Below are 25,191 nucleotides of genomic sequence, written 5' to 3'. Positions count from 1 at the left end.
AAATCCGAGAAATTCCCAAGATCAGGGGGGTGCGCCAACCTCAAAACTGATCGATCATCAGATCGCAGTGGGCATTCTCAGAGTAGACCCCGTATAAGTTCCAACCACCCAGAGAACATAAAAAATGACTAAGCCAGCCACCAACGTCTTAAATCATACCGAAAACGACTTTGACGATATGCCTCAACCTTCTGACCTCGAGATCGAGATCGAGATCGAGATCGAAGATGGAGAAAACACTCAACCGGAAAAAATTACTAACCGTCGAACCACTGACCTCGTTCGAGTTTATCTGCAAGAAATCGGTCGGGTTCGCCTACTCGGACGAGATGAAGAAGTAGCCGAAGCCCAAAAAGTTCAACGTTATCAACGTTTAATTCAACTGCGTGACAAAGCCGCTAATAAAGAGAAAGGAATTTTAGAAACCTTTACCCTACTGATTCAAACCCGAGATCGCCTAGCCGCTCAGTTAGGTCATCGTCCTTCCCTCGAACGCTGGGCTAATGTCTCTGGCGTGGAACTCTCTGACCTCAAACCCATTATAGCTAAAGGAAAACAGCGTTGGGCCGAATTGGCGAAACTGACCGTTGAAGAACTCGATCAAGTTCAAACTGAGGGTATACAAGCCAAAGATCACATGATCAAAGCGAACCTCCGTTTAGTCGTATCCGTCGCTAAAAAATATCAAAATCGCGGTTTAGAATTACTGGATTTAATTCAAGAAGGAACTTTAGGACTCGAACGGGCGGTTGAAAAATTTGACCCTACACGCGGCTATCGCTTCAGTACCTACTCTTACTGGTGGATTCGTCAAGGCATTACCCGCGCCATCGCCACTCAAAGCCGCACCATTCGCCTTCCGGTTCATATTACCGAAAAATTAAACAAAATTAAAAAAGCACAACGTAAAATCTCTCAAGAAAAAGGCCGGATCGCAACCATTGACGATATCGCCGCCGAATTAGAAATGACTCCCGCACAAGTTCGCGAAGTCTTGCTGAAAGTTCCCCGTTCTGTTTCCCTGGAAACCAAAGTCGGTAGCGACAAAGATACAGAACTCGGTGAACTCCTGGAAACTGAAGAAGTTTCACCGGAAGACCAGCTTATGCGAGAATCACTTCATCGCGATTTACAACAACTGCTAGCTGATTTAAGCGATCGCGAACGAGATGTGATTCAAATGCGCTACGGTTTGGGTAATGGTCATACTTACTCCTTAGCCGAAATTGGTCGGGAGTTAGAACTGTCTCGCGAACGTGTCCGTCAAATCGAAGCCAAAGCCTTACAAAAGCTCCGTCAACCCAAGCGTCGCAACCGAGTTCGCGATTACCTCGAATCTCTCACCTAAACGCTTAAAGCTCAATTTTAACGGTTAAATTCAAAAGTAGCGATCGGCGAGAACTGTTTCCCCGAAAACCCGGTTTCTGTGAGAAACTGGGTTTTAACTAAAGAGGGGGTTTGGGGGAGCGGTAAGTCCCACGCTGAATTTCTCCAAGCCCAAAAATAACCAGAAATAAGCGTGGGATACACGGACTCCCCCAAGTTAATTTGGTCGGTCAATCCTGACCAAATTAACAAGAATGTGTTAGATTATATCAAATATTTTGAAAGCGATAATGTTTCAGGCTTACAAGTACCGGATCTATCCAACTCCTGAGCAACAAATAGCCGCTTCTAAAAGCTTTGGCTGTTGCCGATGGTATTGGAATTACGCCTTAAACTTGTGCATTGAAACCTATAAAACTACAGGGAAAGGATTATCAAGAGCAGCCATTCAACGATTATTACCTCAACTGAAAAAGGAATATATTTGGTTATCTGATGCTTATTCCCAATGTTTGCAAGTTGTCGCACTTAATTTATCCACAGCTTACAAAAACTTCTTTGAGAAACGGGCAAGATTACCTCGATTCAAATCCAAACACGGCAGGCAATCAATTAGTTATCCCCAAAACGTTAAATTTGAGGGAGATTATCTAAAACTACCCGGTAAAATAGGGTTAGTTTATTGTCGTCGTCATCGAGAATTTGAAGGAACAATCAAAACCGTTACTGTTTCCAAGAATCCTGATGGAAAATACTATGCTTCTGTCTTAGTTGATGACGGCAAGGAAACGCCTAACCCATCAACGAATGGAAAAGCAATTGGGATTGATTTAGGATTGACTTACTTCGCTGTTACCAGTGACGGTTCTAAGTTTGAGAATCCTAGAATACTTAATAAGCATGAGAAGAATTTAAAAATTAAGCAGCAACAACTATCTAGGAAACAAAAAGGTTCTAACAACAGAACTAAAGCGAGATTAAAAGTTGCTAGAGTTCATAGAAAAATCACTAACTGTCGTGAAGATTTTCTGCACAAGCTATCGCGTAGGATAGTTAACGAAAACCAAGTTATAGTGCTGGAAAATCTCAATGTAAAAGGCATGATGCAGAATCATAAACTCGCCAAGTCCATACATCAAGTTGGATGGAGTATGTTCTGTATCATGTTGAAATACAAGGCGGAAATGGAGGGAAAAATTTATCTTGAAGTTGATAGATTTTTCCCCAGTTCTAAAACCTGTCATGTTTGCCTTAATCAAGTTGGTAGTTTGCCGCTTGATGTAAGATCCTGGACTTGCGATAAGTGCCAAACTAAGCATCATAGGGATGTTAACGCAAGTATTAACCTCAGAGATGAGGGACTACGGATTTTGACACGCCAGTCGCCTCAAGTCGGGAAAGCCGCCCACGGCGCTGGCTCCTCTGGAACGGGGGAAAAAGCGATGAAGTGTGGTCTTGGGGGTTTCCCCCATGAACAACTTGATCAAGAAGCCTGTCGCCCAGATGTAAGTCGCAGTAAGGGAGGACGCAAGAAATCCACTACTGCGCTTTCTGTTGGACAGGAAGCCTACACTGACCTGACGGTACAGTGTAGGTAGTTCACTGGAATCGTCTAAGATAGAATGAGATAACAACATCGATAGAATGAGATAACAACATCGCTTCTGGGATTTGTTCTACTACTTGCATCTAAAATATTATTGTTGAGTTGCCGATGAGCTACTGTCTCAATCCGCATTGTAAACAACCTCAAAACTCAGACAACAGTAAATTTTGCTTGACCTGTGGTGCTAAACTGTTGCTCAGAGAACGATATCGCGCCATCAAACCCATTGGTTTTGGGGGTTTTGGTAAAACCTTTTTAGCGTTAGATGAGGATAAACCCTCTCGTCCCCCCTGTGTGATCAAACAATTTTTTCCCCAAACTCAGGGAAGCCATAATGCAGCCAAAGCCGCAGAACTCTTTCAACAAGAAGCGGTTCGACTCGATCAACTCGGGAAACATCCGCAAATTCCCGACTTGTTGGCGCATTTTGAACAGGATCAGAATTTATATTTAGTACAAGAATATATTGAAGGTGAAAACCTCGAACAAGAATTGATTCGCAATGATACCTTTGATGAAGCCAAAATTCGCCAACTGCTGGATGATTTATTACCCGTTTTGCAGTTTATTCATCAACATCAAGTCATTCATCGCGATATCAAACCCGCCAACATTATTCGACGCAGTGCTTTATCAACCCATACTAGCAACATCGGCAGTTTTCCCGGTCAATTGGTCTTAGTAGACTTTGGCGCGGCGAAAGTTGTTACCACGACGCAACCCCCGATGATGGGAACGATCATTGGCAGTCCAGAATATATTGCCCCAGAACAAACTCGTGGTCAAGCGGTTTATGCCAGTGATTTGTACAGTTTAGGAGTGACTTGTATTTATCTGTTAACTCAAATTTCGCCTTTTGATTTATTTGACATCAACGAAGATCGCTGGATCTGGCGAGATTATCTCAAAGGACAACCGTTCACTGCTCAGTTAGGTCGAGTCCTTGATAAAATGTTGATGACCACACCGAACCAACGCTATCAAACTCCGCTACAAGTTCTCAAGGATCTTTACCCAGATCGTATCCCTGCAAAAATCCTTCGTAATATTCAACTCACTTCTCCGCCAAGCCCCCCCTCAAACGTTACCCCTAGACTATCCCATCAAACCCCATTATCCTCTGTTCCGCCTCAATCTAAAGCGACTTCTGTACAAAAAACTTCACCGCCTTTATCTCGTCAGACACCTGTTAAACCAACTCGTGTTACTCCGTTGCGATCGCCAACTTGGTCTTGTTTGTACACGTTAAAGGGACATCGAAATGCTGTCACTTCCATTAGTTTTAGTCCGACTGAAAATATTATTGCTAGTGGAAGTCAAGATCAAACCCTTGAAATTTGGCAGCTAGAACGAGGTAAACGTTGGTACACTCTTACAGGTCATAGTAACTGGGTGACGTCTATTGCGATCAGTCCCAATGGTGAAATTTTAGCCAGTGGAAGTCGCGATCACACCATTGAAATTTGGGATCTCAAAAAAGGCAAACGTTGGTATACACTCACAGGTCATCAGGATGGGGTTGAGGTTGTGGCGTTTAGTCCCAATGGTGAAATTTTAGCCAGTGGAAGTCGCGATCGCACCATTGAAATTTGGGATCTCAAAAAAGGCAAACGCTGGTATACTCTATCCGGTCATCAGGATCGAGTTTATGGTTTAGCCTTTAGTCTTGATGGTCGTCTGTTAGTCAGTGGAAGTCGGGATCAAACAGTGCGGTTGTGGGATCTGCAAAAAGCCAAAGCCTTGCAAATTGTTCAGGATCATTCCGACTGGGTGAGAACCGTTGCTTTGAGTTCAAACGGTCAACAGTTGGCAACGGGTAGCCGAGATGGCATGATTAAACTATGGCAGCTTCAAGGTGAAAGTTTGGTCATCCAACGGACGCTGAGAGCCGATCAAAGTGATGTGTTTTCCATCGCCTATAGTTCAGATGGTCAACTCTTAGCCAGTGGGAATCAGCATGGTATTGATTTGTGGGATGTGAAAAGCGGGACTTTGCTGGAAACCTTAACAGACCATTCGGGAGATGTGTTATCTGTAATGTTTTGTAAACAGAGTCTCAGATTAGCCAGTGGCAGTTATGACCAGACTGTGAAGATTTGGCAACCGCAGAGCTAGGTTGAGACCTTTTGAGAAAAATGATAAATAGAGTTGAGTTTCATCAAGAAGTGTAATATAATCGTTAAATAATTATAAAGATTGTGAGTTAAACCGTTAATAGATGCACAAAGATTATTACGGCTTGATGATTTGTGCGGTTAGCCTCCGAAATCGTTGGAAATGGCAAATTGCTTTACCCTACGGTGTGCAGCTTACCTCAAATGAAAATTATATGACAGCAGAAAAAGCGCTCAACGGGGGAACACGCTGGATAGAGACAGAAGCAACCTTCAACGCAGTCAATAGCTGTCTGTCTCAATTTTACGGTGCCGGAACATTAAATCAAACCGAATACAGCAATTTAATCGAATCACTACGAGGAATTACTCAACGCTGTTAATTCACTTGACGACGCCTAAAAAAGTTAGAAGAAAAACACCATTCGACACAGAGAAAACCAAGAGAAATCTTCGTGTCTTTGTGTCGAGCGTGTTTCTACAAAATACCGGTTAATTCCCTCCTCTATGAATCAAAAAAAGGGGGGAATTTAACATGAAATACTTAAATTGTTGCTACAAATGTTTCGAGGTTCTCCATCCCCCCTAGCCCCCCTTACAAAGGGGGGAATATGGGAGGAATTAGTTGGGGGATTAATGATCTGTAGCATTATTTTTTAGATTTCATATAACACCTTAATACTTGCGTTCTAAGGGTTCAAACCGAGTAATACTCACCGGACGATAAGACAAATCAATGCCAGCAGGTGAATAATAGGCTAACGTATGCTTGAGGAAATTAGTATCATCCCGTTTTGGATAATCCTCTCGACTGTGCGCCCCTCGACTTTCTAAACGGTTTAACGCCGAAGTCAAAATCATCTGACCCACTATCATTAAACTCCGCAATTCCAACGCCTCAATAATCTCCGTATTCCAAACATTATCTTGGTCATCGAGATAAATCTGTTGATATTTCTCTTGTAATTGCAGAATTTTAGTTAATCCTTCCTTCATTACCTCTTGAGTTCTAAATACCCCACAATGTTCGGTCATCGTATCTTGAAATTCTTGACGAATTTCGGCAATTCGATAACTCCCCCGTCGGTCTAATAACGCTTGAATTTGTTCTTTGGCATCCTGAAGATAACGCCCTTCATCAACATCCGGCAACTTCCGCCCCTCAACAAATTGAGCAATAGCCGCCCCCGTTCTTCGTCCATAAACCACACATTCAAGTAACGAATTACTCCCCAAACGGTTAGCGCCATGAACCGATACACAAGCCGCTTCTCCTGCGGCAAAAAAACCATCAACAAGATTATTACGAGGAGTCATAGACCCCGCTTTCGGGTCAAACTTAAAATCAACAGGCAACCCCGGCCCAATAATCACCTGACCATCGGTATTTGTGGGAATTCCCCCCATAGAATAGTGAACAGTTGGACGCACAGGCATCGGTTCATCAACTGCATCTATCCCCACCAACCGATGGGCTTCTTCCCAACAAAAGGGAATGCGACTCATAATTTTTTCTCGTCCGAGATGACGCAAGTCCAGGTGAATAAACGGCCCGCCAGCGCTGCCATCGGGATGAATGCCGCGTCCGGCGCGAATTTCTAGAGTAATTGCCCTAGAGGTAATATCACGGGGCGCCAACTCCATTTTACTAGGGGCATAATGAGCCATGAAGCGTTCCCCCTCGCTATTCCTCAAATAAGCCCCTTCACCCCGAACCGCCTCAGAAATTAGCACCCCTACCGGATATAATCCCGTTGGATGGAACTGCACAAATTCCATATCTTGCAATGGCACTCCCGACAGCGCAGACATCGCCAACCCGTCACCTGTAGAGGCATAATCATTTGACGTGGTGTTGAACGCTCGTCCATAGCCGCCTGTGGCAAACATTACCGCCTTAGCCCGCACAACCACAATTTCGCCAGTCTCGATGTTGTACATGACAACGCCTTTGGCTTGGGCGTCTTCTAAAATCAGACGCATAACATACCATTCATCGTAAATTTGCACCCCGTAGCGGCGTAAATTATTCACCAGTTCGTGGAGAATGGCGTGACCTGTTTTATCGGCGGCGTAACAGGTGCGATTATGGGTGTGACCGCCAAAAGCCCGTTGAGCGATGCGACCGTCTTCTAGGCGAGAAAACAGCACGCCCATGTGTTCGAGGTCGATAATCACATTTGGGGCTTCTTGGGCGAGAATTTCGACGGCATCTTGGTCAGCGAGGTAGTCTGAACCCTTGACAGTATCGAAAGCATGAGCTTCCCAACTGTCGGCGGTATCAACATTTTTCAAGCTAGCGGCAATTCCCCCTTGAGCCGCAACGGAATGGGAACGGATGGGATGGGTTTTGGCGACCATCGCAATGTTGAGACTGGGGTTTGTCCGAGCGATTTCTACCGCAGCCCGACTTCCCGCTAAACCCCCACCGACAATTATGACATCATGTTCTAACATAGTTGACGAATCGTTAAATAGAGTTCTCCTCGTTCTTCTATGTTGACTCACAGAAAAACCTCCCTATCTAAAAACAGGGAAGTTTTAACAAAGAAAAAAGATTGGCGCTCAGAATTGACCGACTGAATTACAGTTCCCCTAAAATGACGCTCAACTCTAGCCTGCGGCTTGTGCGGGTCGTGTCATAATATCTTGAGCTTCGGAGAGTTGTTCCTCGGTGGAGTCGATGGGGGTCATCTCAATATGGTTGAGTAGAGTGGTGACAAATGCAAACAGCAGGAACGGTAGAGAGAGGACTACAATTAAACCTACGGTTGCTAAGGCGTAGATTTGGCGAGAGGTACTCCACAATGCTAAAGCAGAAGCCAGGGTGAGAAAGATGACAATCAGCCAAATCATAATTTGACCGTAAATATCACCAAAGGTCAGGGTGCAACTGAAACGATATTTTTGCAGGTTATTCACTTTAGAACCTCCTTGTTACGATTCTTTTTTCCCCCCAGAGTTGGCAAGGGAGAATATTTGGGCAAATGAGTCTTTTTGTTGAGTCTATCGAGTTTTCGTTAGCACTCAAAAGACTTTCTTCGAGACGAAACTCCTTAAAAAGCCAAGGAGTTACACTCAACAATCTTGTACAACATTGCTTTAAATTTTAAGGGTAAAGCTCTCACCCGGTTTGGGGCGAATTCTAAACATTTTAATAAGACTTGTTACTAAACTTTACATCAAACGAGAGGTAAAATCAGATTTTTTCCCTCTATGCAGTTACCTATTATACAATTTCCCAATCGGCGATCGCAATACAACTCTGTTTAATGGGGTAGCGTTCTCAAGCGTTCAGGATCTTTTTTTGGAAATATTGGGGTTAGATAAAGAACCTGTTAAGACCCAATTTCGCACGATTAATCCCAGGGAAATTCCCGAGATAAATACCATCCAAAAAAGGACTGGCGATTGTGTTTCGAGTCCCGAAGACAAATTCATCCCAAACACACAGGAAATGGCGGTTAAAGGAAAGAAAATAGAGGCTAAAAGATTGAGTCGATTGGCTGAACGCAGGGATTCTAAACTTAATCGCGTTTGTTCTTCTGCTTTTTTTGCCATCGCAAAATCGAGAGCATTTTTAGAATTTTGATAGAGTAAATCTAAAGAACGTTCGATCTCGTAAGTTTCATCTCGGAAATCAATTAAATCGCGATCTTCGGGAATTGCTTCTCGGGCTGATTGTAATGTCGCGTGTAAATTTTTGGTGGCGAGTTGTAGAGGGGCTAAATTTTCTAAAATGTTAAAATAATCTTCAGACGTTCGGGCTTGACTGTATTGCTGTGTTAAGTTTTCTTCAGCTAAACTATAGGCTTTGAGATGTTGAGTTAAGAGTTGAAAACCGACACCGTTGACACTCGCTTCCCATCGTCCATCCGGTTGACGCCAAAAAAAGACGGCTTCTCGCTGACGATGCTCTAATTCGGGTACTTTGTGTAGAATCAAGACAAGATGACCATCGGCTATCATTGCTCGTTGTTTCCCGGCACTTTTTTGACCCAATCGATAGCGGATTTGATCAGGAACAGCCCAAGTCGCTGGAAGTTTCATCGAAAGTTTGGGGTCTGAAACCCCGTCCTAAAGGACGGCTTTATTCAATAAGTTTAACGTCTTCACAAGACATATGTAAACTATGAGGCATGACTGAGAAAGCCTATCGCTACCGTTTTTACCCTACTCTTGAACAGGAAAACCTGTTGAGGAGAACACTGGGATGCGTAAGATTGGTGTACAATAAAGCACTAGCTGCACGCACCGAGGCGTGGTATGAGCAGAAAAAACGAGTTGGCTATTCTCAAACTTCTTCGATGTTGACAAACTGGAAGTTTGAGGAGGAATTAGACTTCTTAAATGAGGTCAGTTGTGTTCCCCTTCAGCAGAGTTTAAGGCATTTGCAAACCGCTTTCAGTAACTTCTTTGCGGGTCGGGCAAAATACCCAAACTTCAAGAGAAAACGTAACGGTGGCAGTGCCGAATTTACCAAGTCGGCTTTCAAATTCAAAGCAGGTCTTGTCTACATTGCTAAGTGCTTTGAACCCTTGCCAATTCGATGGAGTCGTCAACTTCCTACTGGTTGTAGACCCTCAACAATAACGGTCAAATTAGACCCGAGTGGAAGATGGTTTGTTTCTTTGAGAATTGACGATCCAACCGACCACAAACTAAAACCCATCGATAAAAAAGTGGGAATAGATCTGGGAATTACCAGTCTGTTCACCACTTCTGACGGAGTTAAAGTTTCCAACCCCAAACATTTTGACAAGCTATACAAAAAACTCAGACGCGCTCAAAAATCTTTAAGCCGAAAAACTAAAGGTTCTTTGAACAGAGAGAAAGCAAGAATTAAGGTTGCTCGAATTCAAGCCAAAATTGCTGATTGCAGGCGCGACCAAACTCACAAGCTAACGACTCAACTAATGAGTGAAAATCAAACGATAGTTGTTGAGGATTTGGCTGTGAAAAACATGGTCAAAAATCACAAATTAGCTAGAGCAATCAGCGATGCTAACTGGGGAGAACTTGTCCGACAACTGACTTATAAAGCCTCGTGGTATGGACGAGAATTGATCAAAATAGATCGATGGTTCCCTAGTTCAAAGCGATGTTCCAATTGTGGGTATATCGCAGAAAAAATGCCGTTGAATATCAGGGAATGGGATTGCCCTAAGTGCAACTCTCACCACGACCGAGATATCAACGCTAGTATAAATATTTTGGCTGCGGGACTCGCAGTGTCAGTCTGTGGAGCGACTATAAGACCGGAAGAGAGCAAGTCTCGGAAGGCAGGTGCTAAGAAACAGAAACCCAAATCGTAAGGTTTGGGAATCCCCTTCGTTTACGGAGGGGAGGATGTCAACGGAATGTTTCTCTCTCGGCAAGGGAATGACTCAGAAAGCTTTAGCAAAACTTGAGTTAATTATAGACTTTCCCTAACCCAAAAATGGTAAACTGATTAAGATTGTAACCGAATCCAACTGATTTGATGAAAGAATTATTTCTCACTTGGTTAAATCGCTTGTTAGTGTTTGATGTTTTCCTGGTTTTATTCAGCTTTTTTTGGTTAGTGATCGCGGTTGTAGGACGTTCTCTAGATTTATCATTAGGTTTAGACCTCTGGTACAAACTCTGGGAACCTGTTTTTACCCCAGCTTTAGGGATTTTGATGGGGGGAGCGATTTTGAGTGGCATTATTAGTCAAATTTCTAAGCGACTCAACAGCCAACGCTAAATCGTCACTGACTTGATGTAGAGACGCGCTAAGGCGCGTTTTCTTTTCTTCGTTCAATTTTATTTTTTTGATTATAGCGTTTCTCAGAGGCATGAGGTACATATTTGTAATCTTATATTGCCTTTTACAAGAGTGCTGCGATTGCCTATTACCTCTTGCAAGATTGCCTTTTGCCTTTTGCCTTTTGCTATATAAAGTTTTATCAAAAATTTGTGATTTTAATTCACAACAATTTATTTATAGCAATTTTGAGCTTTTAATCTTTTCTAAAGAATTGATGACTCAAGCAGAATTCTGGGGTGTGGTATACTAACAATTAGTTAGAAATGAGGCAGTGAACGTGTTGAATTGAACCCCTTTGTTTTTCAAAACGTTAAATGACAACTAATTAAGATTTGAAAACACAGGGTCAATTTTGGAGGATTGCTCGGTATAAACTCACAGATAAACCCTCAGAGTTTGAAGACATTCATTTGTAAAAAATCTATAATTAAAGCTCTACATTGCATCCGTAATTAATTAATGCTGGAGGTGAATGATGACAGATCTCGATTTAGCATTGCAAGTTCAGAACTTAACTCGTTTGGATGAAGAACCGATTAAACATTCAGGTCAAGTTCAACCGCACGGTGTCCTTCTCGTCTTAGAAGAACCCCACCTCAAAATCTTACAAGTTAGTACAAATACTCGTTCTGTTTTTGGGATTTCTCCCGAACAGATGCTAGAGAAAACCTTAGATGATCTTCTTGATCCCTTTCAAATTGAACGGATTCAAGCCGGATTATCTCAAGAAAGCTTAGATTATATCAATCCTACCAAAATATGGATGAGAATTAAAGGCGATGATTACGTCGTATTTGATGGAGTCTTTCATCGCAACCCCGATGGTTTTTTGATACTGGAACTCGAACCTGCCACCTCTCAAGAAAACATTCCCTTTTTGAGCTTTTATCACCTGGCTCGAATGTCAATTAACCAACTCGAAGAAACCTCGAGTTTACATGAATTTTGTCAAATCATCGTTCAAGAAGTGCGAAAAGTAACGGGATTTGACCGAGTAATGCTCTACAAATTTGATGAAGAAGGACATGGCGTTGTTGTCGGCGAAGAAAAAGTAGAAGAATTAGAACCCTATCTCGGATTACACTATCCTGAGTCTGATATTCCCAAACCCGCTCGAAAACTCTTGAGTTCTAATTGGATTAGAATTATCCCAGATGCTCACGCCGAAGCTGTCGCCTTATTTCCCTATAAAAACCCCATCCTAGAACGTCCACTCGATTTAACCTTTTCTAGCCTCAGAAGTGCTTCAGGTTGTCATTTACAATACCTGCACAATATGGGGGTTGGTGCTTCTTTAACCATCTCATTGATTAAAGATGGTGAACTGTGGGGTTTAATTGCTTGTCATCATCGTACCCCCAAATTTGTCTCCTATGAACTGCGGAAAGCTTGCGAATTTTTAGGTCGAGTGATCTTCTCAGAATTGTCTTCACGCGAAGAAACCGAAGACTATGACTATCGAATGAAACTGACTTATATTCGGTCAGCTTTGATTGATTTCATGTCTCAAGAAACCAACTTTATCGAAGGTTTACTTCACCATCAACCCAATCTTCTAGACGTAACCAACGCTCAAGGCGCGGCGATTTACTTTGCGGGACAATGGACAACCCTGGGCGCGACACCGAAAGAAGAAGATCTCAACTATTTAGTTCAATGGCTGAAGAAAAATACCGAAAAAGAACTCTTTTTCAGTGATTCTTTGCCGCGTATTTATTCCGATGCGGAACGCTTCAAAGAAGTCGCCAGTGGGTTACTCGCCATTACCATTTCTGAACGCAATTATGTCTTATGGTTCCGCCCGGAAGTCATTCAAACCGTTAACTGGGGAGGAGATCCAGCCAAAGCCATTGAAGCGACTCACTCCGAAGGAATTGTGCAGTTATCACCGCGTAAATCCTTTGAACTGTGGAAAGAAACGGTTAAACTCAAATCTTTACCCTGGAAACCCGTCGAAATTAATGCCGCCTTAGAACTGCGAAAAGCGATGATTAATATCGTACTTCGCCAAGCCGATGAACTCGCACAACTGGCCCATGATCTCGAACGTTCAAACGCCGAATTGAAAAAGTTTGCTTATGTCGCCTCTCACGACTTGCAAGAACCGCTTAATCAAGTCGCCAACTATGTGCAGCTATTAGAGATGCGCTATGAAGAAGAACTCGACGAAGACGCCAAAGAATTCATCGAATTTGCGGTGGAAGGAGTGAGTCTGATGCAAACCCTAATTGATGATGTGTTAGCCTACTCTAAAGTCGATATTCAAGGCGTCGAATTTGAACTCACCTCCGTCGGAACCGCCCTAGAACGCGCTCTGAGCAACCTGCGAGGACGGATTAGTGAAACCCGTGCAATTATCACATCCGAACCCATGCCAACGGTAATGGCGGATAGAACCCAGTTGATGCAGTTGTTTCAAAACTTAATCGGTAACGCCATCAAGTTCCGCAGTTCAGTTCCCCCGGAAATCTATATCGGAGCGCAACGACTTGAAGATGCTTGGCTGTTTTCAGTCAAAGATAATGGCATAGGTCTAGACCCTCAATTTGCTGAACGCATCTTTATTATCTTTCAACGTCTGCACACTCGCGATGAATATCCCGGTACCGGGATGGGTTTAGCGATTTGTAAAAAAATTGTTGAATGTCATCGAGGTCGAATCTGGGTTGAGTCTGAACTCGGTCAGGGTGCTACATTCTACTTTACCATTCCAGTGGGAGGACAAGCGCGTGAGCGGCGAAGCGCAGGAAAGACCCAAAATCATCTTTTTAGTTGAGGATAATCGAGGCGATATTCGCTTGATTCAAGAAGCCTTAAAACGCAGTACCGTTGCTCACGAAGTCGTGACGGTCAGAAATGGGATGGATGCGATGTCTTATCTGCACCGGGAAGGGGAGTATAGTGATGCTCCCCGACCTGATTTAATTCTGCTGGATTTGAATTTGCCTCGTAAAGACGGGCGGGAAGTGTTAGCGGAAATCAAAGCTGATCCCAGCTTAAAACGCATTCCGGTGGTGGTTTTAACGACCTCTAAAAATGATGATGATATTTCCCAAAGCTACAACCTGCACGTCAACTGTTACATCACAAAATCTCGCAACCTCAGTCAGTTGTTTGAGATTGTTAAAGGGATTGAGGAGTTTTGGCTAAAAATAGCGACTCTTCCCCCTGAATAGGGTATTTGTTAAACAAAGAAGCAGATCTTAAGGGGATTAATCAGGGAAATCAAACTTTTCCTATTTCTTTTTTGAAAAAAACCCTTTAAGATCAACGCTTAAGGGGTAAATTCTCAAATCTTGTCCCGGCTAGAATAAGGAGCATGAGGGGAAAAGAAAGGAAATTATGCCTGCAAGTTCGGTAAACATCCTGTTGATAGAAGATAGCTTGGCCGAAGCCCGCTTGCTGCAAGAATTGCTCAGAGGTTCCAAGCTAGACCCCTGTAATTTAGTTCATGTGAAGCGACTGACAGAGGGAATCAATCTACTGACTCACCCACAAGCCCTTTGCTATGATGTCATATTACTCGACTTGACTTTACCAGACAGCCAAGGACTTAACTCACTAAAACCCTTGCTGAGTAATGCTCCTAGCGTTCCGATTGTCGTGCTGACCAACAATAACGATGATGAACTCGCCCTGGAAGCTGTGCGACAGGGAGCGCAAGATTATCTGGTGAAACGACAAGTGAGTGTCGAAACATTGGTTCGTTCTCTACGTTATGCGATTGAACGAAAACAAGCAATGGAAGCCCTACGGGAAGTCAATCAAACCTTATCCCATCGGGTGAAAGAACAGACGGTAGAGTTGGTGAAAGCCAAAGAACAACATCAACTCACCTCAGAATTTGTTTCGATGATGTCTCACGACTTTCGCAACCCCTTGAGTACCATTTTACTCTCAACAGAATTGCTCCGAGATTGGGAACCTAATTTAACGAAAGAGCAAAAACGCTCGATTTTTCAACGCATTCGTTCTGCGGGTAAAAATTTAGTACAGTTGTTAGATGAGGTGATTTTAGTCGGTCGAGCCGATGTTGATCGATTAGAGTGTTTACCCACTTCTTTGGATTTAGAATCTTTTTGTCAACAATTAGTCGAAGAAGCCCGACTCGAAGTTAGTTCCCTGCATCAAGTTGAGTTGAAAATTCTAGGCGATTTTTCAGAGACGCTTTGGGATGAAAGCTTGTTACGACATATTTTTAGTAATTTGTTCGCCAATGCGATTAAATATTCTCCTCAAGGTGGTATCATTCGGTTGGAAGTGATTGCTCAAGATAATTTTGCTATTTTTAATCTGATTGATCATGGCATTGGTATTCCACACCATGATTTGGTTAAATTATTTCAGGCTTTTCATCGGGCGAGTAATGTTGGGAAAATTTCCGGTACAGGTTTAGGATTAGCGATTGTTAAACGCTGTGTAGAAGCGCATAAGGGTGATATTTCCGTTGAAAGTGAGGTGGGAGTTGGCACGACTTTTTCGGTAAAATTACCCTTGATTTATGCTTCAAAAATTTAATTCTTTCACCCTACACCCAGCTTGACTCTCAATCTAAACGATTAAACCAAGTTGTATCTAAATAATCAATGCGAGCGTATGGACTCAACGCGGCTAACACCTGTTCACCATAGCTGCGATGCAAAACTCGACTATCAAATAACGCCACAACCCCTTGACAATCTCGCACAGGTGCAACAGCCCGTTGTAACTCATTTAAAGCCGTCGGAAGTAGATAAAGCCGAAACCAGTCGAGACGGTTTTGTTTGTAGTGAGAGACTCGCCCTGCAACCAGGGGATGTTCTAATGAGGGTAAAGGTAAAGTGGCGATCGCCAGTAAATGAGGGGAGGGAAGTTTTCCCTGATGTTTTCGCCAAAATTCCCAACCTGTGACTAAAATTCCCTGCTGATCCAGTTTAGTCGTTTCAACTTGCACTCGTGAACCAAATTCCGCCGCAAACACGGCTCCGATCTGAGTTTTCAGGGGTGTATCTTCAATCAATAACACCGTTAATCCCTCTATTGCAATACTCATACAAAGTAAGCCGCGAATTTCCTCAATTAAAGCCCCTTGAAATCCAGGGGTATTGGGTAAAGGGAGGCGTTTGGGTAAATAAAGTTGAATCAATTGGGAATTGCGATCGGGTGAAAACTTCACACAAGTGATCTCCCCGAGTCCCACTAACTGACGATAGGCGGGGGCGGTTTTCTGTAAATCTAGCGCTCCCCCAATCAAGACAACGGGCTGTAAAGGCCAAACGGAACTGAGGAAAGAACGAACTTCCACCGGACTACAGTATACAGAGAAAGTCCCTTGATCGCGATCGACTTGTACCCATCGTAATTGTTCTTCGGTTTGCCATTGCTGCCAAAATTGATTCCAAGCCTGGGGATATTGAGGCGTGAGGCTGTCGTTGGGGGAAATTATAGAGGATTGCTCAATATCAACCCAATCCTTGTACAGTGGCTCTAGAATGGCTTGTTCTGAGTGATCCAATAAATGACAGTGGTAGGGATTGGGGGGACGTTGAAAAATGGCTTTTGTCAGGTGAATTTTCGCGTCGCGGATCTTGTCTGTTTTTTGGGGTTGGGCTTCTAAAAGTTCGGTCCAATCCTGGGGTTGAATACAGGCGGTGAGTTGTTCACGAGTCCAAGCTTCTAAGTCATCAACCCCATCAATAATGGTTGGAATATCCGTCGGAAACTGTTGTCTTTCCCCTAAGCGATCGCTTAACCATTCCTGGGGAGTTGTGAGTAAAACCCCCTGAAAGTTGGATTCTTCAGGCCAGCGATCGCCCCGAATGATCGATTGCTCAAGCTGAGAGTGGTCGATTGCTTGCGATTGAAACAATTGGGGAATTTCTTCCTGTTGTAGCTCCGTTAACAGCCATTCTGGTGCAACAATCAACACGGGTTCAGACCAAATCAAGACGGGAATCAGATAACTGAAGCGATAGGAATGATGGTGACTCCCTGGGGCTACACCCGTCTGAATTAAGGCACTCCGGCCTAATCGCAAGGCTCTAGCCACTAACCTGGCCATTGTCAGATAATGAGGCCACGCGGCTCTGCCTTGCGATCGCAGAAAATTTTGCAATAAATTATGAGCTTCTACCTCAATCAAGAGATTGCCAAGAGACTAAGCAAGAGCAGTATCCCTGAATTAACCTTGACTTCTAACTAAGATAGTCAAAACTATCGATAAAATCAATCACCTGTTCGACATCGAGTAACAGGGGTTCAAGCTGTTTGCTGTGATGATTTTCCATTTCTCGATCAGCGACGGAGGGTTTAAAGCGTTTCCCGAAATCGCTATGAGTGTAGACGATTAACTGTTTTTGACTGGAATTAGTTAAAATCGTTTGGGTGGGACGGTGGAAAAATTGAGGAATTTGCTCCGATCGCACAGAACGTACAACCTGTTTGAGATCGTGAGCTTTAGAAATCACTTCACCCATCGCGGCTAAAACGCGCAGTTGGTTTGGATTTTTTTCGCTGAAATCTTGTAGATTCCTCACCAGATTGACAATATTTTTTTGAGTCTTGTTGGCATCATCAAAAGGAAAAATTGCCAAGCATCCCATTGAGAATAAATATTCTTCGTGATCGATGCGAAAAGTAATCACAGTGCGGCGGATGTCGGTGTCAATACTGGGGGGATGTTTGAGAATCGAATATTGTTGGGCGATGCAATGGTAAGTTTGAGCAAGTCGTAAATTCGCCTCAATATCTAAGGGAGCATCAACAATCACCTGCACAGTGGGGAGAACTTGATTAAAAAACTTTTTGAGGGTTTCAGGTGTAAAGTGATAAACCAGGGTATGATCACCGTTAGGACTGAGATCAACCCATTCACAGGTGATATCTTCGGCTTTTAAATTAAATCGAGGAACTTCATAAAGTTTCGCTCCGGTTAAGGTGGCACCGGAAATATCAGCGCCCATCCAATCGGCTTTAATTAAATTCGTTTGGGTTAAATCCACATGAACGAGACTGGCTTTGGCTAAACTGACTCGATGCAAATTCGCCCCGCTTAAATTCGCTCCAGATAGGTTCGCCCCGTTTAAATTCGCCCCTGTTAAATTAGCGCCGCGTAGATCAGCCCATCGTAAATTCGCCCCTGTCAAATTGGCTTGTCGCAAATCAGCATAAGTTAGGTTGGCTTGTCGCATCTCAGCGTGACTGAGATTGGCTTTGGGTAAATTGGCTTTGACCAAATTGGCTCGGCGTAAGTCGGCTTTTTGCAGATTGGCTGAGACGCCTGACACCCCTCGCAGGTTCGCCCCACTGAGATTAGCTTGAGAAAAGTTTGTCTGTTCGACTCGGGCTTCTCGCAAGTCGGCGCCGTTGAGGTTGGCTTTGGTGAGGTTGGCGTTGTTGAGTCTGGCTCGAATTAGTTCTGAGCGAATGGCTAAGGCTTCAACCAAGATAGCATCGCTTAAATCGGCTCGGACTAAGTTAGCCACATTTAGGGTAGCTCGAGTCAGGTTCGCATGGCTGAGGTTAGCTTGACTCAACCGAGCGACATTAAGATTAGCCCGACTCAAATTGCTCCCGGTGAGATCGGCGGCGCTCAAGTTGGTCACACACAGGGACGCATCGCTCAAATTAGCTTGACTGAGGTTTATTCGGCTCAAATTGGCTTCGTTGAGGTTGATACCCGTAAAATTCCGTTCTCCTTCCTTATATTTTTTGACTAAGCTATAGATTTTTACGAGTTCCTGTGCCATAACCACCCATTTATCCTGTACTAAATTGGTTCAACGGTTGAAGTGTTAATTTCATCAGGGTTCTTCTGTCCTCCTCACATCTCAACTTGATTGGAGAAGGTGAGAAAGTCGGCGAGATTTTCTAATGAGGGAGCCATCATCTCAAAATATTTCTCTTGGGAGTATCCCGAGGAGTTGATGAGTTCTGGCACATTAAGTAAGCTTCGTCCAAATTGAGGATGGCTATGAATTTTGAGGGTTCGATTGTGAAAGTTTCTCAGGGTTGTCCGAGTGGGAGAAGCAAAGAAAGCTTGGGTACTTTCTGGTTGGGATAGGGATTGGGAGCGTAATTTTAAGTCGGAGATCTGATCGAGTTGTTGTTTGATTTCGCTCACCAATTTTCCGATTTGATGGGAGTGTCGAACGCTCAAGCTGATGAAATTTTCAGAGCCGAGCATCTGAACCAGATTCCGAATGCTTTGTTGAGTAGGAACTGCATCTTGAAAGGGAAGAATGACAACATAAGCGGTGGGGAATAGTTGTTCGTCCCTTTCTATCCTAAACGATAAAGTTGTTCGCCTCGAACTCACCTCTATACTAGGAGGGCGATTGATCATTGGGCTATGGCGGAAAATGTAGCGATAAGCATCTGCTAGGGCGCAGTGAGTATCCGCATCGAGCGCCGCATCTATGCTAATTTCTACCATTGGGGAAGTGGCGTTAAAAAATTGGTAGGCTTCTTGAGCGCTAAACCGAAGAACTTGACTTCCGTCGCCGTTGGGACTGACGTCTACCCAATCACAGGTGATCTCGTCGGCTTTGACTTCAAATCGAGAGACGTCGTAGAGTTTTGCGCCTGTAAGGGCGGCTCCGGTGAGATCGGCTCCTGTCCAGTCTGCTCCGGTGAGGTTGGCTTGGGTGAGATCGGCATGAATTAAGTTGGTATAGAGTAAGCTGGCATGGCTGAGATCGGCTCCATATAAACTTGCTCCACTGAGTCGCGCTTGTTCTAGGTTGGCACCCCGCAGATCGGCTCCGTTTAAGTCTGCCCAACGCAAATTCGCGCCTTTGAGGTTGGCTCCGCTTAAATTGGCTTGGCTGAGGTTCACCTGGCGGAGTTCGGCGTTGACGAGATTGGCGCCACGCAAGTCGGCTCGACTGAGATCGGCGGCGTGGAGGCTGGTTCCTTCTAAGTTGCTGGCGATCAAAACGGCATCTCGCAGATTGGCGTTGTTGAGGTTTGCCTGTCGCAGATCAACTTGTCGCAGGGTGGCTTCGCGCAGATCGGCTTCACTGAGGTTTGCTGCGGTTAAAATGGCGTAACTGAGATCGGCGCGGATCAACTCTGAACGGATCAAAGAGGCATTGATCAGGGTGGCGTGACTGAGATCTGCTCGAATCAGATTGGCAACATTCAGGACTGCGCCATTGAGATTGGCTTGGGAAAGGTTGGCTCCGCTTAATTTGGCGACGTTGAGTTTGGCTCTTGAGAGGTTGGCCTCAGAGAGATTAGCGCCGCTGAGATTGGTAATGCTGAGGACGGCTTGAGAGAAGTTGGCTCCCGAGAGAACAGCACGACTGAGATTGGCTTCACAAAGCAGGATCGCACTAAAATCTCTTGCCCCGGATTGATAGCTTTGAATCAGTTCTTCGGCATTCATGCCTGAAAGTTTTCCGAGTAAAAAACAGGTTGTCATCAAGTATCTATTATATCAAAAAAATTTGACTGCCTACGGGGAGACTACAATTCAGGATTATTCTTGATAATTGAGTTGAAATATGAGTTAAATTAAAGACTATAAATCTTGATGAAATCTGTACAGTCTCAAATGAATATTGGCATTGTTGGCTTGGGTTTAATTGGCGGTTCAATGGGGTTGGATTTATGTTCGATTCAACCCAAATTGATACAATTGCAGGCTGACAATTATCCCTCACACGGGCAAGCGTATCGGGTTTTAGGCGTGAGTCGTCATTCTAGCACTTGTGAAAAGGCAATCGCGATGGGTGTTGTCGATGAGGCGAGTGTCGATTTGTCTTTGATGGCTCGTGCTGATGTTGTGTTTATTTGTACGCCGATTGCGGCGATCGCTTCCACACTTGAACAGTTAATTCCCTATCTTAAACCGACCACTATTGTAACAGATGTCGGTTCGGTTAAGCAGCCCATCGTTGAAACTCTTTCTAAACTTTGGCCCCATTTTGTGGGCGGACATCCAATGGCGGGAACGGCTGAAAGTGGCATAGAAGCTGCTCAAAAAAATTTATTTTTGGGGAACCCCTATGTGATCACGCCGACGGAAACGACATCAAATTATGACTTGGAAATTGTGACTCAAATTGCTCATTTATTACAAGCAAAAGTCTATCAATGTTCACCCCAAGATCATGATCAAGCGGTGGCTTGGATTTCTCATTTACCTGTTACTGTCAGTGCGAGTTTAATTGCGGCTTTAACCGCAGAAGAAGATGTCAACGTTCAACAACTGGCCCAACAATTAGCGAGTTCCGGCTTTCGGGATACCAGTCGTGTGGGGGGTGGAAATCCGGAGTTGGGGGTGATGATGGCGCGGTATAATCGAACGGCTTTATTGCGATCGCTTCAAGCTTATCGGAGTAGTCTAGATGGATTGATTCACCTGATCGAACAAGAAGATTGGGACAGTCTAGAACAACAACTGATTCAAACTCAAAAAGATCGAAGGAAGTTTAATTTTTAGTACAAATAATATTCAATCCCTGGTTGCACAAAAGTGACTGGGGATTTATTTAACCCCTATAAATAAACGACAGAGGAGTCAGGAGTCACCGAGTCAGGAGTCAGGAGGAAATCAAGAAGAAGAAAGAGGAGGAGGAGTCACCGAGTCACCGAGGAAATCAAGAAGAAGAAAGAGGAGGAGCGGTGCGACCCCGCGCCACCTGCGGGCGCTAGGGAACGCGCACCAAGAGATTATGAGAAAGTTTTTTATCACTAATTATCCGAACATGATATAACATTACGAAACTAAATAACTTAAGCAGTAAGTATTACGTTGCTGTTTGGCTTCATAAAGTGCTTTATCTGCTCGACTAACTAGGGCTTCAAAGCGATTAGATAGGGTAGGAATTGTGGTGGAAATTCCAATACTCATCGTGACAAACTGACTCACCGAAGATCGAGAATGTTCTATCGCTAGTTTTTGAACAGCTTCGTGAATTTCTTGAGCGACTTGAATTGCACCTTCAGCATTCGTATTGGGTAAAAGCACAACAAATTCTTCGCCGCCATAACGAGCAACTAAATCGCTAGAACGTTTGAGGCTTTGCTGAATTGTTTTCGCGACTTGTTGCAAACAATAATCTCCAGCTTGATGTCCGTAGGTGTCGTTATAAAGTTTAAAATGATCGACATCTAGTAACAGTAATGATAAAGAATGTTGTTCTCGTTGCGCTCGTTTCCACTCCTGATCTAAATATTGATCAAAATATCGACGGTTAGCAATTTGTGTCAATCCATCGAGGATTGCTAATTGTTCGAGTTGCTGATAAAGTTCCGATTGTTTAATGGCAATTGCTAATTGATCTGCAACAGCACTCGCTAATTCAATTTCCCAGGTTTCCCAAGAGGTATGATGATCGTTTCTCACCAAGCTTAAACTGCCCCATAATACCGAATCAAAGTGTAACGGTATCATCAACCAAGTTCCCGGAAAAGAGTCAGCATAGTCTTGATTAAACGCTTCTGGATAATACTTAGCATTATCAATTCTAAACACCTTTAGCTGCTTTAGTCTCGTGGTCATTTCATTCTCTTGAGCGGAAAATTCTAACCCAAAAGCACTTGGAGCATCGGGAGAAAGATGGTAGTCAGCGACATTTCGCCACAGCTTTTGATCAGCTAAATATCGAGCAATAATGGTTCGTTCAACTTGCAGTAATTTACAGACTTCTTCGGTGGCAGTTGAGAAGATTTTTTCTAAATTTAAAGAGGTACGAATGGCTTGAATGACTTGATTAAGAGCTTGTTCTCGTTGAGCTTGACGTTGAGTTTGTTGATAAAGTTGGCTTTGTCCGATCGCAATTCCAACTTGAGTAGCGAGTTGTTCCAGCAATTCGGTTTCATGGGGTTGCCATTGTCTCGGTTGATCGCATTGATGAGCAATTAATAACCCCCATAATTTTTCCCCTTGCAAAATCGGAACGACTAAATTTGACCTCACCTGAAACTGAGATAATAAATTGATATAACAGTCAGTCAGATTTGCTTTTAAAATATCTTCTATCGCTCTAATTCGACCTTGTTGGTACTGTTCAATATAAGTTTTTGAAAAACAGGGATCGTAGATATTTGTGTCTAAAATTGATAATTCCGGCGTGATTACCGACTCGACGATCACAACCCCACTCCAGTCTGGTTCAAAACGAAAAATAACCGTTCGATCTGCTTGCAAAAGTTGTCGAACTTCCATTACAGTTGTATTGAGAATTTTATCTAAATCAAGAGATTGACGAATCCGTTGAGCGGTGGCGGCTAAAAGTTTCTCTCGTTCGATAGTTTGTTGTAATGTAATTTCTACTTGTTTGTGTTCTTTTAAAGCGGCTTGACGTTCACTAATATCAACCATAACGCCGCGAAGTTTGATAGCTTGACCGTTTTCAATTACAATACTCGCAATATCTTGTACCCATACAATACGTCCATCTGCGGCTATCATCCGATACTCGATTTGGCTATCCTGTAAAGACTCTACCATTTGATACTTAGAGTCAAGTACCCGTTGACGATCTTCGGGATGAATATGATTGTTCCAGAAATTAGCTTCACTCAACCAAAATTCGATGGGATATCCTAAAATTTGTTCGGCTTTTTGACTGACAAAAGATATTTTTTGAGTAGACAAGTCAAACTCCCAAACTAAGCCGTTGAGAGAATCAACTAACGACTGATAGACTTGTTGAGACTGTTGTAATTGATCATCGCTTTGGATGTTTTTCTGTTCGGTAATCTCAGAAAAATTATACAATATTGTTGTTTTATCGAAATATAACCACTTAATTTTGACTAAAATTCTGCGTTTTTTACCGTCTTTATCGGTAACTGGAGATTCGATATTACTTTGTTCTTCGGTTGTCTTTAATAAACTCTCATTCAGCCCTATCTGTGCGAACAGTTGACTCAAATTTCCCATGTTTTGGACTTCGGGCAGGCTATAGCCAAACAAAATATTAACGTTTGGGCTAATATAAATAAACTCTCCAGCCTGATCGGTAATTACAACAACATCAGAAATATTACTAAAAATATGCTGATGCAAAGCTTTTAACTGTTGCAGTTCTTGTTTAAGTGAGTCTCGTCTCAAGTTTGAGGTGAATTTCTGGACGTGATATCGATGGGATTTTTCTCTTTTTATTGATTTAAAATTTCGGGGATGTATTTTCATATAAATCAAACTTTTTTTGCGGGGTAATTTTCAAGATTAATGGGTTTTGGTAATTTGAAAAAATACAAATTTATTTTGATTAAACCCGGATTAAATATCCCAAATTATGCAAATTTAAGTACATATAACTGATTTGTTTTGTTTGAAAAATAACGAAAAAAGCCTTAGAACATACAATCTCAGCTAGCTGAAAACAGGGTTGACGATTGAAAAGCACAAAATCCATCCTTCTAATTTACCAGATTTTGAGTCTAATCAAAAGATATATTAAGAATTGTAAATCTAACTTTTCTAACATTTTTCAATGAATCTCTTTTTTGTTCTGGCTATAACAAAACATATAATCATTAGTGTTTTTTAATTTTTTCTCTTCCCCATAATCTTGATAACCCCTAAAAATTAAATCATTTTATTTTGGAGTTAACTTATATTTTTAATAACTAATTTTTACTATTTAAATATGTAAATTTTAGCCGTCATTAAGATTTATTTTTATATCTACAAATTTGCTGTCTATAAAATAAACCCCCGGCGTTTGCCGAGGGCTAATCTGTTGCCGAATTTATTCAAGATCAAAAAAGGATTATCGACGGAATTTAGTCTGAATTCCCCAAACTCCAATTGCTAGCAAACTTAACACAGAAACGGGTTCCGGCACTGTTTTCAGAGGAATCTGTGTGGTAAAAGTGATCCCAATAGGACGGAGTAACTTGTCATTCGGCGCAACAAAAACTGCACTGGTATTTCCGACAGAAGGCAACGGTTCGACCGTAATGCCATCGTAGCGCAGAATCGCTCCAACATTACCATTTGTAAAATCAAAACCGACTGCATAAAGGATGTTATTAGGGTCAAAAGTTAAATTCCCAATAAAATTATTACTTGGAATTGTTCCCGTGTAGTTTGTAGATAAAACACTCACTAAATCACCCGTTTCTAGATCGTAGCGGCGAATATCATTGGCAAAATCACTGACCCATAAATCTCCCTCAAACCCCAACGCTAACCCCAATAAACTGACAAAGCCAAAACTATCGGGTGAGGGCGTCGGTTCAGCAAATACCGTCGAGGTTTTTGTGGCAAGATCAAAACGCAACACCTGACTGGGAAGACCAGCACTAAAGTCAGCTTGACCATTGGTGGCAATACTCCCCTGAGTGGTCACATAGAGGTTGCCATCAGGGCCAAAATTCAAGTCATCTGAATTTGGCGTGGAGACCCTCGGCTA

Annotated in this window: 18 protein-coding genes; 10 read left to right on the top strand and 8 right to left on the bottom strand. The window is 43.0% G+C overall.

The genetic code is table 11. The features are described from left to right. The first annotated feature begins 124 nt into the window (after positions 1-124). From sigC to VB836_RS13705, 4 genes are all read left to right on the top strand, one after another. The gene (gene sigC, locus VB836_RS13720) at positions 125-1,348 is read left to right on the top strand and encodes an RNA polymerase sigma factor SigC (protein ID WP_323219843.1); all 1,224 of its coding nucleotides are present in this window, start codon (positions 125-127) and stop codon (positions 1,346-1,348) included. Positions 1,349-1,616: 268 nt separating this feature from the next. Beyond that, positions 1,617-2,924, top strand: a complete 1,308-nt coding sequence (locus VB836_RS13715) for an RNA-guided endonuclease InsQ/TnpB family protein (RefSeq protein ID WP_323219841.1) — start codon at positions 1,617-1,619, stop codon at positions 2,922-2,924. A gap of 116 nt (positions 2,925-3,040) precedes the next feature. Further along, a complete protein-coding gene (locus VB836_RS13710) occupies positions 3,041-5,047 on the top strand; it encodes a WD40 repeat domain-containing serine/threonine-protein kinase (protein WP_323219839.1) in 2,007 nt (668 codons plus the stop codon). A gap of 103 nt (positions 5,048-5,150) precedes the next feature. Continuing rightward, positions 5,151-5,429, top strand: a complete 279-nt coding sequence (locus VB836_RS13705) for a hypothetical protein (RefSeq protein ID WP_323219837.1) — start codon at positions 5,151-5,153, stop codon at positions 5,427-5,429. 292 nt (positions 5,430-5,721) lie between these two features. On the opposite strand, the gene VB836_RS13700 is transcribed toward VB836_RS13705, so the two are convergent. The 3 genes from VB836_RS13700 to VB836_RS13690 all read right to left on the bottom strand — a co-directional run bounded on the left by VB836_RS13700 (position 5,722) and on the right by VB836_RS13690 (position 9,096). Next, the gene (locus VB836_RS13700) at positions 5,722-7,503 is read right to left on the bottom strand and encodes a succinate dehydrogenase/fumarate reductase flavoprotein subunit (protein WP_323219836.1); all 1,782 of its coding nucleotides are present in this window, start codon (positions 7,501-7,503) and stop codon (positions 5,722-5,724) included. Between the two features lie 156 nt (positions 7,504-7,659). Then, the gene (locus tag VB836_RS13695; RefSeq protein ID WP_323219834.1) at positions 7,660-7,968 is read right to left on the bottom strand and encodes a hypothetical protein; all 309 of its coding nucleotides are present in this window, start codon (positions 7,966-7,968) and stop codon (positions 7,660-7,662) included. Between the two features lie 372 nt (positions 7,969-8,340). Further along, positions 8,341-9,096 carry a CorA family divalent cation transporter gene (locus VB836_RS13690; RefSeq protein WP_323219832.1) on the bottom strand — a complete coding sequence of 252 codons (756 nt, stop codon included), beginning with the start codon at positions 9,094-9,096 and terminating at the stop codon, positions 8,341-8,343. 89 nt (positions 9,097-9,185) lie between these two features. On the opposite strand from VB836_RS13690, the gene VB836_RS13685 reads away from it, so the two are divergent. The 5 genes from VB836_RS13685 (at position 9,186) to VB836_RS13665 (ending at position 15,355) form a co-directional block, all read left to right on the top strand. Then, positions 9,186-10,361 (top strand): RNA-guided endonuclease InsQ/TnpB family protein, encoded by a 1,176-nt coding sequence (locus VB836_RS13685; protein WP_323219830.1) that lies wholly within the window; start codon positions 9,186-9,188, stop codon positions 10,359-10,361. A 167-nt stretch (positions 10,362-10,528) separates the two neighbouring features. After that, on the top strand, positions 10,529-10,774 hold the full coding sequence (locus VB836_RS13680) for a hypothetical protein (protein WP_323219829.1): 246 nt from the start codon (positions 10,529-10,531) through the stop codon (positions 10,772-10,774). Positions 10,775-11,309: 535 nt separating this feature from the next. After that, a complete protein-coding gene (locus VB836_RS13675) occupies positions 11,310-13,613 on the top strand; it encodes an ATP-binding protein (protein WP_323219828.1) in 2,304 nt (767 codons plus the stop codon). Next, positions 13,567-14,013: a response regulator gene (locus VB836_RS13670; protein WP_046279214.1), complete on the top strand. Its 447-nt coding sequence runs from the start codon at positions 13,567-13,569 to the stop codon at positions 14,011-14,013. The genes VB836_RS13675 and VB836_RS13670 overlap by 47 nt, the downstream gene beginning before the upstream one ends. A gap of 166 nt (positions 14,014-14,179) precedes the next feature. Then, on the top strand, positions 14,180-15,355 hold the full coding sequence (locus tag VB836_RS13665) for a hybrid sensor histidine kinase/response regulator (protein ID WP_323219825.1): 1,176 nt from the start codon (positions 14,180-14,182) through the stop codon (positions 15,353-15,355). Positions 15,356-15,383: 28 nt separating this feature from the next. Here VB836_RS13665 and VB836_RS13660 read toward each other — a convergent pair whose 3' ends face one another. The 3 genes from VB836_RS13660 to VB836_RS13650 all read right to left on the bottom strand — a co-directional run bounded on the left by VB836_RS13660 (position 15,384) and on the right by VB836_RS13650 (position 20,204). After that, positions 15,384-16,958 (bottom strand): ATP-dependent DNA helicase, encoded by a 1,575-nt coding sequence (locus tag VB836_RS13660; RefSeq protein WP_323219823.1) that lies wholly within the window; start codon positions 16,956-16,958, stop codon positions 15,384-15,386. Between the two features lie 52 nt (positions 16,959-17,010). Then, positions 17,011-18,564, bottom strand: a complete 1,554-nt coding sequence (locus VB836_RS13655) for a pentapeptide repeat-containing protein (RefSeq protein ID WP_323219822.1) — start codon at positions 18,562-18,564, stop codon at positions 17,011-17,013. Positions 18,565-18,638: 74 nt separating this feature from the next. After that, complete coding sequence (locus VB836_RS13650; RefSeq protein ID WP_407659669.1) at positions 18,639-20,204, bottom strand: pentapeptide repeat-containing protein; 1,566 nt, start codon at positions 20,202-20,204, stop codon at positions 18,639-18,641. Between the two features lie 168 nt (positions 20,205-20,372). Between VB836_RS13650 and VB836_RS13645 the strand changes: the two genes are divergently transcribed. Further along, positions 20,373-21,263, top strand: a complete 891-nt coding sequence (locus tag VB836_RS13645; RefSeq protein ID WP_323220072.1) for a prephenate/arogenate dehydrogenase — start codon at positions 20,373-20,375, stop codon at positions 21,261-21,263. Between the two features lie 276 nt (positions 21,264-21,539). On the opposite strand, the gene VB836_RS13640 is transcribed toward VB836_RS13645, so the two are convergent. Both VB836_RS13640 and VB836_RS13635 read right to left on the bottom strand, forming a co-directional pair. Beyond that, positions 21,540-23,882, bottom strand: coding sequence for a diguanylate cyclase domain-containing protein (locus tag VB836_RS13640; protein WP_323219819.1), 2,343 nt, complete (start codon positions 23,880-23,882; stop codon positions 21,540-21,542). Between the two features lie 664 nt (positions 23,883-24,546). After that, positions 24,547-25,158 (bottom strand): NHL repeat-containing protein, encoded by a 612-nt coding sequence (locus VB836_RS13635; RefSeq protein WP_323219817.1) that lies wholly within the window; start codon positions 25,156-25,158, stop codon positions 24,547-24,549. Positions 25,159-25,191 lie beyond the last annotated feature (33 nt).

The sequence above is a fragment of the Limnoraphis robusta BA-68 BA1 genome (assembly GCF_034932365.1).
Classification (GTDB): Bacteria; Cyanobacteriota; Cyanobacteriia; order Cyanobacteriales; family Microcoleaceae; genus Capilliphycus; species Capilliphycus robustus.
This window is presented reverse-complemented; position numbering and strand designations above follow the sequence as displayed.